Source organism: Nocardia neocaledoniensis, from assembly GCF_029868625.1.
GTDB lineage: Bacteria > Actinomycetota > Actinomycetes > Mycobacteriales > Mycobacteriaceae > Nocardia > Nocardia neocaledoniensis_A.
Window position 1 is genome coordinate 1 of the sequence record NZ_JARWOJ010000288.1, and the last position, 13580, is coordinate 13580.

The following is a 13580-nucleotide window of genomic DNA, read 5'->3' on the forward strand; positions in this document are numbered from 1 at the left end:
GCGTTCGTGCTCATCGTCGTGGCCGAGAAGTCGGGCACCCCCGCCGGAATCGGCAACCGCATCGATCAGGCCCCGCGGGCCCCCCCGCCCCCCCCCGCGGGGGGGTTTTACACCCCCCCCCCCCGGGGCCCCGGGGCGGGGGGGGGGGGGGCCCCCCCCCCCCGGCACCGGTTCACGCCGGGGTGAGACTGCCCCCTGGCGTCGGGAAGAACCCGATGTCGATGTAGTGATCGAAGTAGCGGCTGATGACCGAGGCGTCGACCGGGGGGAACTCGATCGGCAACCCGCGGAACGGCTCGGTCGCGGCGGCGGATTCGACCACGCTCAGCACAGCGGACGGGTCGGCCGCGGCGATCGCGGCGGCGTAGTTGCCACTCAGCGCCGAAGCGCGAGCCAGGATGGGATCGGCGTCCACGCGTTCGGCGGCGGCGGTCAAGGCCAACCCGAATTCCATCGGGTCGATGAAGTCGAAGCGGTAGTGGCGGCGCCGGATCTCCTCGTAGACCACGCGCAGCGACACATGGGCGCCCGCCGCGCGGTAGATGTTGCCGAGCGCGGCGGGCTCCCGCGAGCACCGCACGATCCCCGCCGCTACATGGTCCACCGGCGCCATCTCGATGCCGATCGCGCGCACGTCGACGGCGACGCCGAGCACCAGCATGGCGCGCAGCATGGTCCACCAGGCGTCCTCGGCGGGCGCCACTCCGGTGCGTGAGTCACCGGTGATCAGACCGGGACGGTAGACGGCGACGGGGACGCCGCGCTCGATCGCGGTGTGCACGAGCTGTTCGGCGACCCACTTCGTCATCGCGTAGCCGGGCAGCCCGCCGGGCACCCCGCTGTCCTGCGGGATCCCGGCCAGCACCGACAGCGTGGACACGTAGTGGACCGGCTTGAGTCGGCTGGTGGTGGCCAGGCGCAGCACCTCGGTGGTGCCGCCGACATTGGCCTCGCGCATCCTGGCGTACGGCTCGAGATGGTTGACCAGCGCGCCGTTGTGGTAGATCGCGTCGATCCCGGCGCCCAGTTCGGCGAAGCGCGCCGCGTCGAGTCCGAGCCGGGGCCGCGCGAGATCGCCTGGTACACCGACGATCCGGTCCAGGTGGGGGCGCAGGTCGATGCCGTAGCTCGCGGCGGTGCGCACGACGCGATCCACCGCGCCCGCGTCGTCGGTGGCGCGCACGAGGCAGTGGACGACGGCACCGGTCTGCTCGAGCAACTCGCGCAGCAGGAAGCTGCCGAGGAATCCGGTGGCGCCGGTGAGCAACACCGTGGCCGGGTCGCCCGGTCGCGCGGGAGCGCACCCGGCGGGATCGATCGACGCGTCGAGAATCGCGTCGGCGGCGGGGTCCGGGCCGCTCGCCCCCGCCGATGACTCGTCGCGCACGGCCAGCGCCAGGTCGCTGACCAGCGGATAGCTGAACAGCAGACGCAAGGGCACCTCGATGTCGAGCCGCTCTGCCAGCGCCGCGCGGACCCGGATCGCCGAGAGCGAGGTGCCGCCGAGCACGAAGAAATCGTCGTCGCGGCCCACCCGTTCCAGCCCGAGGACCTCCGCGATCACCTCGGCCACGACCCGCTCGTCGGCGGTGGCGGGTGCCCGGTACTCGCGCACCTCGACCTCGGGAGCGGGCAGCGCCTTGCGGTCGAGCTTGCCGGTGGCGCCGAGCGGGAACTCGTCGAGTTCCAGCAGCCGGTGCGGAATCATGTACGGCGGCAACAGAGTACGGATGGCGGCGTGCACGTCGGCGAGATCGATCGTCGCGCCCGCCACCGGGGTGAGATAGCCGATCAGCTGTTCGTGGTGCACCGCGACCGCCGCGCCCGCGACAGCGGGATGGGTGCGCAGGGCGGCCTCGATCTCCCCCGGTTCGATCCGCAGACCGTGCAGCTTGAGCTGGACATCGGTGCGGCCAAGATAGGTCAGGTCCCCGGTCGGCAGCCGGCGCACCAGATCACCGGTGCGGTACATGCGTTCACCGGTACCGGCGAAGGGATCGGCGACGAATCGCTCGGTCGTCTTGTCCGGGCTCCCGAGGTACCCGCGGGCCAGCTGCGCACCGGCCAGGTACAGCTCACCGGGCGTGCCGACGGGCACCGGCCGCAGCCGGGCGTCCAGTACGTAGGCGCGAGAGTTCCAGTGCGGCGTGCCGATCGGGACGACACCCGCGCCCACCTCGGTCACGTCGGCGCCGGTGATCGACACCGTCGCCTCCGTCGGGCCGTACAGGTTGTGCAGCCTGCCCGCGGTGGCGGCGGCGAAGCGGGTGATGGTGGCGTTGGGCAGCGGCTCCCCGCCGACCCACACCGCGCGCACCGAGCGCAGCGCGCCCTCGGGGGCATCGGCCAGCAGCATCTGCAACACCGACGGCACGATCGTGGTACCGGTGACCCGGTGCCGGGCGATGAGGCCGGCCAGGTAGGCGGGATCGGTGAGGCCGTGCGCGGCGGCCACGATCATGTGCGCGCCCGCGCGCAGCGGTGTCGCGAATCCGATCATCGACGCGTCGAAGGTGAACGGGATCGACTGCAGGACAGTGTCGTTCGCCCCCACCGCGTACTTGCCGACCATGAACGCCGCCTGGTTGACGATGGCCGCGTGCGGCACACCGACACCCTTGGGCTTGCCGGTCGACCCCGACGTGAAGATCACATACGCCAGGTCCAGCGCCCGCAACGGCCGCAGCCGGTCGGCATCGGTGAGCCAGGCGTCCGAGAAGGCCGACAGCGCACCGGAATCCGCGACCAGGTCCACCGAGACGACCGGCAGGCCGTCGGCCACGACGGCGTCGGCCGCCGTGGTCAGCAGACACACCGGAGCCGCCGCGGCGAGGATGTCGGCCCGGCGCTCGGCGGGCGAGTCCGGATCGATCGGCACGTAGGCGCCGCCCGCGGCGAAGACCGCGTACATGGCGACGACCAGATCGATCGACGGCCTGATCCCCACCGCGACCGTCGATCCCGGACCGACACCGGTCGCGATCAGCAAGCGCGCCAACCGGTTCACCCGGCTCGCCAGCTCCGCGTAGCCGAGCGTGCGGTCGGCGAAGGTGACCGCGGGTGCGTCCGGGCGGCGCAGCGCCTGCGCGCGGAAGGCGTCCAGGAGTGTCGGGTCCGGCACCGGGCACACCGCGCCCGCCGGCTCGGTCAGTTCGCCCTCGAGCAGGATCGGCAGGTCACCGACGGGCCGGTGCGGCGCCGCGACGGCCGCGGCCAGCAGGGTGCCGAGGCGCTGGCCGAGCGCGGCGACGGTCGATTCGTCGAACAGGTCGGCGGCGTAGCGCCACGAGCAGCGCAGCCCCGCCGGTCCGGTGGTGTCCTCGTGCGGGACGACCGTCAGCTGCAGGTCCACCGGGGCGACCTCGTCGCCGAGGTCGACCGCCGACACCACCAGATCGGGCAGTTCCAGACGGACGCCGCCGAAGTTCTGCAGCGACAGCGCCACCTGATACAGCGGGTGATGGGCCTGGGTGCGCGGCGGATCCAGTTCGGCGACAAGGCGTTCGAACGGCACCTCGGCGTTGGCGAAGGCGGCCAGGTCGGTCTCGCGGACCCGGTCGAGCAGGGCGGCGAAGGGTTCGGCGGCGTCGACCCGGGTGCGCAACACCACGGTGTTGACGAACATGCCGACCAGGTCGTCGAGTTCGGGCTCGCCACGACCCGCGACGGGGGCGCCGACGGTGACGTCATCGGTGCCGGCCAGCCGGGCCAGCAGCACCGACAGCGCGGTCCGCAGCACCATGAACAGCGAGGCGTTGTGCTCGCGCGCGAGGCTTTCCAGTGCCCGGTGCAGGTCGGCGTCGAGCGCGAAGTGCGCGGCCGCGCCGCGACCGCCCGCGATCGGCGGACGCGGATGATCGGTGGGCAGTTCCAGCAGCGTGGGCGCACCGGCCAGTTCACCGCGCCAGTAGTCGAGCTGGGTCGCCAGCAGCGAGGCGGGATCCTCGGCGGCACCGAGCATCTCGTGTTGCCACAGCGTGTAGTCGGCGTACTGCACCGGCAGTGGCGCCCAGTCCGGCGCCGCGCCGCCGACGCGCGCGAGGTAGGCGGTCATCAGGTCGCGGGTGAGCGGGCCGAGCGAGAAGCCGTCGGTGGCGATGTGGTGCACCACCACGGCCAGCACATGCTCGGTCGGCGCGAGCTGGAATACCTCGGCGCGCACCGGGACTCGCGTGCAGACGTCGAATCCGCCGACGGTGAGCCGGGCCAGTTCGCCGCGCAGGTCGCCCTCGGCGATCGTGGTGACGGCCACGTCGATGCCCGCTTCGGCCACCGTCAGCACCCGTTGGTAGCCCTGGCCGTCGTGCTCGGGGTACACGGTGCGCAGCACTTCGTGCCGGTCGAGCACGTCGTCGAGGGCGGCGGTCAGCGCGGCGGTGTCGAGCGGGCCCGAGAGGCGAAGGGCGACAGCGATGTTGTACGCGCTCGACTCGGGGTCGAGGCGCGCCATGAACCACATGCGCTGCTGGGCGAGGGACAGCGGCACCCGCTCGCCACGCTCGCGCCGGGTCAGCGGGACGCGCGCGGCCGCGTCACCGACGAGCGCGTCGAGCGCGCCGGCCAGCGCGGCGACGGTCCCGTGTTCGAAGACCGTGCGGGCCGGGACCCGCACCCCGGTCAGCGCGCCGAGTCGGCCGGCGAGCTGGGTGGCGAGCAGGGAGTTGCCGCCGAGTGCGAAGAAGTCGTCGTCGCGGCCGATCTCGTCGGCGCCGAGCAGCTCGGCGAAGACCACGGCCACCGCCTCCTCGGTGCCGCCGCGCGGTGCCTCGACGGTACGGGCGGTGAGCACCGGCTCCGGCAGCGCCCGGTGGTCGAGCTTGCCGACCGGGGTCAACGGCAACCGCTCGATCGCCACGATGGCCGCGGGCACCGCGTGCTGCGGCAGCCGCCGCTGGGCCAGCGCGGTCAGCGATGCCGTGTCGACGGTGGCGCCGGGGGCGGGCACGACGTAGGCGACGAGGGCGTCGGCGCCGCTGGGCAGGGTGCGCACGAGCGTAGCGGCAACGCGGACGGACTCGTCGGAGCCGAGCACCGCGTCGATCTCGCCCAGTTCGATGCGGAAGCCGCGCAGCTTCACCTGGGCGTCGGTGCGGCCGAGGAAGACCAGCTGCGGTTCCCCGGTCGGCGCGTGGTCCCATCGCACGAGGTCACCCGTGCGGTAGAGACGGCCACCACCGAGCGGGTCGGCCACGAACCGGGCGGCGGTGAGCCCGGCGCGCGCGTGGTAGCCGCGCGCCGTCCCCGGCCCGGTCAGATACAGCTCGCCGGGTACCCGGTCGGGCACGGGTCGCAGGCGGGCGTCCAGGACCCGGGCTGTCATGCCGGGAATGGGCGCGCCGATGGTGATCCGATCGCCGGGGGCCAGCGGATCGCTGATGGAGGCGGCCACCGTGGTCTCGGTGGGGCCGTAGAGGTTGTAGAACCGGCGGCCCGGCGACCAGCGCGCGATCAGATCCGGCGGGCAGGCCTCACCGCCGACGACGATCGCGGCCAGGTCGGGCAGTCCCGATCCGTCGACCCCGGCGAGCGCGGCGGGCGTGATGAAGGCGTGCGTCACCCGTTCGGCGCGCATGAGCTCGGTCAGTTCGTCGCCGCCGTAGATGTCGGGCGGCGCGATGACCATCGTCGAGCTCGCCCCGACGGCGAGCAGCAGCTCGAGGATGCTGGCGTCGAAGCTGGGCGAGGCGAAGTGCAGGGTGCGCGCGTCGCCGGTGATGCCGAAGCGGCGGATCTGCTCGTCGCACAGCCCGGCCAGGCCGGTGTGGGTGACGGCGACGCCCTTCGGGACGCCGGTCGAGCCGGAGGTGTAGATGACGTAGGCGATGTCGTCGCCGAAGAGCCTGCGGGTGCGGTCGGCGGCGGCCACCGGCGCGTCCGAGACCTGGGCCAGCTCCTCTCGGCACGCCGCGGAATCCAGTGCCAACCAGCGCACTCCCGCGTCGAGCCGGGCGGCGTCGGCGACGAGCGCGATGCCGTGGCCCGCGCCGGAATCGGCGAGCATGTGCGCGACCCGCTCGGCGGGATAGCGCGGATCGACCGGGACGAACGCGGCGCCGGTCTTGGCCACCGCCCACAGCGCGACGATCGCCTCCATGGACCTGGTGAGCGCGAGCACGACCCGGTCCCCCGGGCCGATGCCACGCCCGATCAGCACGCGCGCCAGCTGGGAGGACTGCTGGTCGAGTTCGGTGTAGGTGAGCGAGCGCCCGGCGAAGCTGAGCGCCCGCGAGTCGGGGGCGCGCTCGACGGCCGCCATCAGCAGCCGCGGCAGAGTACGGCCGGACAGGCGGCGTGCCCGGCGCTCGGCGGGAGGGCGGACGCCAGAAGCTTGCTCGGACACCGGTAACGCTTCCCTTCACCATGGAGAACCCAGGCAATCGCACTGTTCGATCGTCGCCGGACTCTCGGTTCTACCGGGGTATCGGGAAAATCCTGCGTGACGGTACCGGAAATATCTCATCAATTTCGGCGCATCGGCAATTCGAAGGTTTGACATCCCATGGATTGGGTATAGCCAACCGCTCAGTATGTAATCCAGGTCATAGACAGCTCATACGCAGGGGAAACGACCTCACGAGCGGACAGTTGCGTTTCACATTTCGGCGTCGCCGCGCATTCGCGGATGACCTGCGAATTTCCGGCTAACCCGCCGAAATACGAAAAGACCGGAGACCACGTAGAGCGGTCTCCGGTCCGGAGGGGAGCAAATTGCGGTCGATTACCAAGCAGTAGCCGTGGCGGCCTCGGGGGTGCGCTGATCCACCGACGGATCCTGCACTCGGGTGGAACCCGCCTCGATCCATTCGGTGTCGAGCACGCCGTGCCGGGAGCGATCGGTACCGCGCACCGCCGCCTCGCACCGGCGAGCCAGATCGCGGCGGTCGAGGCCGGGGTGCTCGTGCGGTTCCAGGACGATCTCGACGACCATGCCCTTGCTGCGCAGCACCCGCTCGGCGGAATCGGCGAAGGTGTCCGCACCGACGAAACCCGGGACGGTACACGGTGTTCCGTGCCGGTCCAGATAGCGTAGGCGCACCGGCTGCACGGGAGTGGTGGTGTCGATCGCGGCCTGGAACATGGCCGGACGCATCGACCCGTAGGCCCGTCCGCACCAGGTGGTGCCCTCGGGGAACACCGCGATCCGGTTGCCCTCGGCGAGCCGCTGGGCGACCTGGCCGACCACGCCCGGCAGCTCGCGCAGCCGGGCCCGCTCGATCGGGATCACCCTGGTGAGCTGAGCGAGCTTGCCCAGCACCGGCCACTCGACCATGTCGGCGCGGGCGACGAAACTGCACGGCTGCACGGCGGCGAGGGCCACCACATCGGCCCAGCCGATGTGGCCGGTCACCACCATCACCGCAGTGCCGGGATCGGCGTAGCCGGCCGCCGACACCTGCTGCGGCGGACGGTTGTCGACGATGCGCAGGCGCATGCCGAGGCAGCCGAGCGCGGCCCTGGCGTAGCGGCGCTGCAGGTTCTCCCTGCGCGCCTTCGGGGTCGCGGCGGTGAGCACCGGGAAGGTGAGCACGAGTCCGAGCACACCGGCCAGGCGCGCGATCATCCTGGCGGTACCGACCTCGTCGATCGGTTCGATGCAGCCGGAACCACAGGGGCTCGACGGCATCCACGAGTGCGAGTGGGGGGCGGGCGGCGCGTCGAACACCATGGCGATTACTTCCCGTCGAAATTGGCGGCCGCGCTCTGCAGCCGCTCCAGGTACCGGGTGTTGATGGTTTCCAGGCCGAGCAGGGCGACGAAGTCGGCGACCGCGAAGTCGGGGTCGTGCGCCGGTTCGCCGCAGATCTCGGCGCCCAGCCGCAGGTACCCGCGCAGCAGCGGGGGTAACTTGGGGCGGCTCGGCGGCGTCAGCTGGTCGAGGGAGAGGCCGTCGACGACGACCGGGTTGTACGGGTGCACGCGGCGCTCGGGGTCGCACGCGTGCCGGCCGAGCAACATGTCGCGCACGCCGCGCACGTTCACCCCGGCGGGGTCCTCCGGTCCGTCCTGCATGGGCACCGAGACGCAGCCCATCACCCAGTCGTATCCGGTGAGCTGGATGTAGTGCAGGATGCCCGCCCACATCAGGGTGAGCACCGAGCCGTTGCGGTGATCGGGCACCACGCAGGCCCGGCCCATCTCGACGATCCGGTAGCCCTCGGGATCGAGCTGGGCGAGATCGAATTCGGTCGCGGTGTAGTACCCGCCCGCGGCAGGCACCTTGTCCGGCGGCAGCATCCGGTAGCAGCCGACGAACTGCTCGGTGAACTCGTCACGGACGAGCAGATGGTCGCAGTGCTCGTCGAACCGGTCGGCGTCGAGGCCGGTACCGTTGTCGGGCATCTGGAATCCGGGCTCGGACGCGAAGACCTGGAAGCGCAGGCGCTGCGCGGCTTCCCGGTGCTCGGCGTCGGACGCGACGACCAGCGAGTAACGAGACTTCCCCACCCCGGAGTCCGGCGCCGGCGCGGTCAACACGGACGAAATTGTCATAGTGCTGATGAAGCCAGCCCGAATCGGCATCGGGCTGACCGCGAAGTGTCGACGCGATGCCGGTTCGGTGAACGAGACTTCGGTCACACCCCCCGTTCACCACCCGGCCGCAAACCGTTCGCCGACCTGCGGGCTTGCTGTTTCCACGACAGCGAACGGCCCGCCGGAACACCGGCGGGCCGTGTGGTCGGGCGGGGCGGATCAGGCCGCGCGCGACAGTGATTCGGGTTCGCGGGCCGGGGCGGCCTTGCGGACCTCCGCGAAGCCGGGGCGGCCGGTGCCGAGGAAGGCGACCAGCCACGAGGCCACCGCGGCGAAGCGGTTGCGGAAGCCCACCAGGTACAGCAGGTGCACGGCCAGCCACATCGCCCAGGCGATGGTGCCGCGGAAGGTGATGCGGTCGTTGAGCTTCACCACCGCGCTGAATCGGCTGATCACGGCCATGCTGCCCTTGTCCCAGTAGACGAACGGGGTGCCCGCGTCCTTCTTGCGCCGGATGATGTCGGCGGCGTGGCGGCCCTCCTGCATCGCCACCGGCGACTGGCCGGGGTAGCCGTTGAGCGAGGTCATGTCGCCGATCGCGTAGATGTCGGCGTGGCCGCCGACGGTCAGGTCCGGGTTGATCAGCAGGCGGCCCGCGCGATCGGTCTCCACGCCGGTGGCCTCGGCCAGCAACTCGGCGAACCCGCCGACCTGCACACCGGCCGACCACACGACGGTCTCGGCGGCGATACCGCGCTCGATACCGTCGGCGTCGCGCACGGTCACCTTGCCCTCGTCGATATCGGTGACGAAGGTGCCGAGCAGCACTTCGACGCCGCTGTCGGTGAGCGAGCGCTTGGCGTACTCCGAGAGCCCGCCACCGAACGGCGGCAGGACCTCACCCGCGCCCTCGACCAGCGTCACCGATACCTCCTGGTGGAAGTGGCGCTTGGCGAGTTCCTTGATCTGGCCCGCCACCTCGACACCGGTCGCGCCCGCGCCGACCACGACGAAGCTGAGCAGCTTCTGCTTGGTCGCCGCGTCGGCGTGCTCGGCGGCGGCGAAGACCGACGCGATCTGATCGCGCAGGCGCTGGGCGTCGTCGATGGTCTTGAGCGAGAAGGTCTTCTCGGCGAAGTCGTCGCGGCCGAAATAGCTCTGGCTGGCGCCGGTGGCCGCGATCAGCGATCCATAGCTGATCTGGCGGGTACCCTCGGCGGTCTCGTAGGTCAGGACGGCGGCCTCGGCGTCGATACCGGTCACCTTGCCGAGCCGGACATCGGCGCCCTCGTGGCGGCGCAGGATGTTCTTGATCGGCGGGGCGATCTCCTCCGAGGCGAGCACCCCGGTCGCCACCTGGTAGAGCAGCGGCTGGAAGAGGTGCTCGGGCGTGCTCGAGATCAGGACGTAGTTGATTCGTGACTTGCTCAGTTGCTTGGCAGCGGCGAGTCCGCCGAAGCCCGAACCGACGATGACGACATCCGTGTGTTCCATGATCGCGCGCTCCAAGATCGGGTAATGAGTCCTTTCATATGAGTAAACGCGATGCGGAACGTAGATGTTTCCAGTGTTTGGGCGCATACTGAAGATGACTCTTATCTGTATGACTAATAAATAGGAGGGACCTGGTGGAACTTCGCCAGCTGGCGTACTTCGTCGCGGTCTGTGAGGAGCTCAGTTTCAGCCGCGCCGCGAGCCGCTGCTTCATCTCCCAGTCCGCGATCAGCCACCAGATCGCGAGACTCGAACGTGACCTCGGCGCGCAGCTGTTCGAGCGCACCACCAGGGCCGTCGTCCCCACCGACGCGACCTTGCGCCTGCTCCCGCTGGCCAAGCAGATGCTCAGCCTCGAGTCGGCGATCCGCGCGGCAGTCCGCACCACGGGGCCGCGCGTCCGCCTGGCCGCCAACATGTCCTTCGCGGCGCGCTCGCTCTCGGCCATCGCCGCCGCCCGCGCCGCGCACCCCGACGCCGAGATCGAGTACGTGATCAAACCGTTCCGGCAGCGCATCACCGCGGTGGCCGACGGCGACTGCGATCTGGCGCTGATCCGCGGCAGTGTCGACCAGCCCGGCCTGGCGGTGGAACAGCTGTGGGTCGAGGACCTGGTGATCGCGATCTCGAGCAGTCATCCCCTGGCCGGGCGCGGCGCGGTCACCCTCGCCGATCTCGCGCCCTACCCCCTGCTGCTCCCGCCCGAGCAGGAACAGGTGCTGCTGCACACCCTGATCCGCTCGGCGTTCGCCGACCTACCGACCGGCCCCACCTTCGGCCCCCCGATCCCGCCCGATCACACCGCCACCATGGAGCTGCTGAACCGGCCGGAGTCCTGGACGATCCTCTACGAGGGCCCCACGCGCGGCCTGCTCACCCTCGATCTCACCGATCACCGCCTCCGCATCCCGGTCTCGGCCGTGCTGCGCGAGGACGGGCGTCAGAATCCGATCGTGAAGACACTGCTGGACGCGCTGCACCGGCGGTGACGGTTCGGCCGGACGCCTCAGCGTTGCCGGTCGGCGAACGGGAGGTCGGCCAGCGCGTAGGCGACGGCGGTGTGCAGGGCGAGCATGTCGGGGTCTTCGTCCTCGATCGCCCAGGTCATCTCCTCGACCGCGCGGACCAGCGCCCAGCCGCGGGCCCGGACGGGATCGACGCCGAGCGCCGCGGCGGTGGCGGCGACGACAGTGTCCACGTGGTCACGGGTGGGGTTCGACTGCGCCTGGATCATGAGCAGGAAACCCGCGTCGAACGCCGCCTCACCGAGGCACGGTTTCGGGTCGATCAGGAGCCACGGTTCGCGTTCGGCGGCAACGATATTGCCGAGGTGGGTGTCGCGGTTGACGATCAGCGGCGGGCCGTCCGGTTCGGCCAGCTCGCCGCACCAGCGTTCGACGAGGTCGCGCAGCGATGTCGAGAGCAGCTGTGCCAGTGCGGGATTCGGTTCGTCGAGCCGTTCGCGGAGTGCGGCGGGAAGATCGGTGGCGAGCGGGAACGCCGGAAATTGCGGCGGCAGCGCGACCACCGGACGCCGCAGCCTGCGGTACAGGGCGCACGCGAGTGCCACCTTGTCGCGGTTCTCCGGCCTGCCCTCGAGGCTCGGAAAACCCGGTTGGGTCAGCAATTCCGTTCCGGGCCTGGCCCATTCGAGCAACAGCGCCCCGCTGTCCGGGTCGAAGTCCAGCAGCCGGACCGCACCGTCCCCGCCATAGCAGTGCAGCGCGCTCGCCTCGGCGAGATTCTCCTCGTCCACCATCGGCACCTTCAGCACCGCCCACGACCGGTCCGCGCGCCGCACAGCCGCCACATAGGCGTGCGTTCCGCCGCCGAACGGCGCGGAGAACTCCGTCAGGTCCCACCGTCGAGCCAACTCGGCGACCACCCTGGGCAGTGCCTCGATCCACCGGGCACCCGGCTCGCCGAACACCTCCCGGACGGTGTCCTCGACCTCAGCGGGCAACACCACCGGCATTCGTCCCAGCGTCATCCGCTCACCCTGCCGAGGCAGGCTCGTGACGTCAACCGGCGCACCGCGAACGAGATCCCCGACCTCTACGGGCGTTCCGCTCCAGCGACATCGGCCCACCGTGCAGACCGCGCGAGGTCGACCAGCCGCGCCGAGCCGGAGTAGCGCGGCCGGACCGCGCCGAGACCCCGCGACTAGACGAAGCCCTCGTCGACGAGCTCGAACCCGTCCGGCCGGATCCGGTGCCGCTGCCCCGAGCCACCGGCCACCCGACACCAGCTCGAGACATCGAGTTCGTCCGCGTCGGTGGCGAATTCGATCGCGAAGGCTCGAGCACCCGACCCAGAATCACCGCGTGCAACTGACATTCGAGCTGCGCGAGCACAGTGGCGTCGACCTCGCGCACCAGCTGCGGCGCGAGCAGTGCCGACAGGTGATCGTTGCCCCGCGCGTCGGCGATGTCCGCGGCGGTGTCCCCGTCGGCGATCCGCAGCGTTCGCCACGCCCCGAGCTCGATCAGCCGCTCGACCACGGCCTCCGGCGCCCCGAGCCACGCGGCCTGATGCAGCGGCGCGAATACCGAATTCCCCCCGACCCGAACGGCATTGACGCTGCGATGCCGCTCGGCGAGTTCGAGCACCACATCCCACTCGCCGGCCCGCGCCGCATCCGCCAGCCTGTCGCGCGCGGCGATCCCCTCGTCGCTGAAGGCTTTCCGCCGATGACTCCCCCACCACAGGATCTCCACGCGGGCAGTGTAGCGACAGGCGCGTCGCTCAGAAGGCGAGCGCGGACCAGGGAATCTCGATCGAGAAGGGCTGTGGGAACGACACCACCGCGCCATCGTCGTTGATCCATTCGTCGACAAGACGGTAGTCGACGGGGTGCAGCGGGCTCACCCCCTGTGGCAGGCGCGCCGGAGCGGTGTCCAGTCCGTATGCCTGGATGACGGCGATCGCGCTGGTGTCCGGCTCCAGAATCACCTCCCAGTACCAAGGGATCCCAGCCGCCGCGTAGCGGGCTCGCTTCGCCTGCATGAGCGCCGAGGTGTTCGATGGCGACAGGACTTCGCCCACCATGACGGTGTCGGCGGCGCGAACATCGCGGTAAGGGCCGTCCAGGCAACGGTGTACCAAGAAGTCCGGCGTGACGAAGTCCGACTTGCCGGTCACACCGAGGAAGACATTCGTCTCGAGATTGGCCACCCAGCAACGGTCGGGGTTCGCCGCCATGTCGTCCCGCGCGGACCGCTCCAGAGCATTGGTCAGGCGGCGCATGAAGATCTGATGCTCGCCGGGGCCACGTCGCAGCCAGACGACCCGGCCCTCCCAGAGCTCGATCTGCCCGGCGATCTCCTCCGGAAGTTGCTCGAACTGCTCCCATGTCATGAACTCGGGCAGGTCAGGGCGATCGATACCGGGCAGGGACATGTCGCAATCATAAATGAGCGCGACACCGACGGGCGGGGCTCCGAACGGACCCCGACCACCGCGGACGCGAGCGGCCCCCCCCCGGGGACCCCCCCGCCCCCCCCCCGCCCCCGCGGGGGGGGGGGGGAGAGCGCCCCCCCCCCCCCGGAGAAGGCCAAAATAATAATTAAAAAAAAAACACCCCCCACAAAAAAACCCCACACCCCCACCACAAA

Annotated in this window: 9 protein-coding genes; 2 read left to right on the forward strand and 7 right to left on the reverse strand. The window is 70.8% G+C overall.

What is annotated here, in order from left to right:
• A partial coding sequence (locus tag QH270_RS21830; protein WP_280345530.1) for a hypothetical protein occupies positions 1–186 on the forward strand: 186 nt, incomplete at its 5' end.
• On the opposite strand, the gene QH270_RS21835 is transcribed toward QH270_RS21830, so the two are convergent.
• The 4 genes from QH270_RS21835 to QH270_RS21850 form a co-directional block, all read right to left on the reverse strand.
• Positions 173–6340, reverse strand: a complete 6168-nt coding sequence (locus tag QH270_RS21835) for a non-ribosomal peptide synthetase (protein ID WP_280345533.1) — start codon at positions 6338–6340, stop codon at positions 173–175. The genes QH270_RS21830 and QH270_RS21835 overlap by 14 nt on opposite strands.
• A 378-nt stretch (positions 6341–6718) precedes the next feature.
• Entirely contained in the window at positions 6719–7666 is a 948-nt protein-coding gene (locus QH270_RS21840; protein ID WP_280345536.1) for a lysophospholipid acyltransferase family protein, read from the reverse strand.
• A gap of 5 nt (positions 7667–7671) precedes the next feature.
• Complete coding sequence (locus QH270_RS21845) at positions 7672–8490, reverse strand: GNAT family N-acetyltransferase (protein ID WP_280345538.1); 819 nt, start codon at positions 8488–8490, stop codon at positions 7672–7674.
• A gap of 201 nt (positions 8491–8691) precedes the next feature.
• Positions 8692–9966, reverse strand: coding sequence for an NAD(P)/FAD-dependent oxidoreductase (locus tag QH270_RS21850; RefSeq protein ID WP_280345540.1), 1275 nt, complete (start codon positions 9964–9966; stop codon positions 8692–8694).
• 134 nt (positions 9967–10100) lie between these two features.
• On the opposite strand from QH270_RS21850, the gene QH270_RS21855 reads away from it, so the two are divergent.
• Positions 10101–10955: a LysR family transcriptional regulator gene (locus QH270_RS21855; RefSeq protein ID WP_280217827.1), complete on the forward strand. Its 855-nt coding sequence runs from the start codon at positions 10101–10103 to the stop codon at positions 10953–10955.
• 17 nt (positions 10956–10972) lie between these two features.
• On the opposite strand, the gene QH270_RS21860 is transcribed toward QH270_RS21855, so the two are convergent.
• Genes QH270_RS21860 through QH270_RS21870 form a run of 3 tightly spaced genes read right to left on the reverse strand, consistent with a single transcriptional unit; the run spans position 10973 to position 13365 of the window.
• Complete coding sequence (locus QH270_RS21860; RefSeq protein ID WP_280345542.1) at positions 10973–11956, reverse strand: aminoglycoside phosphotransferase family protein; 984 nt, start codon at positions 11954–11956, stop codon at positions 10973–10975.
• A gap of 31 nt (positions 11957–11987) precedes the next feature.
• Entirely contained in the window at positions 11988–12683 is a 696-nt protein-coding gene (locus tag QH270_RS21865) for an ankyrin repeat domain-containing protein (RefSeq protein WP_280345544.1), read from the reverse strand.
• Positions 12684–12711: 28 nt separating this feature from the next.
• Entirely contained in the window at positions 12712–13365 is a 654-nt protein-coding gene (locus QH270_RS21870) for a Uma2 family endonuclease (protein ID WP_280345546.1), read from the reverse strand.
• Positions 13366–13580 lie beyond the last annotated feature (215 nt).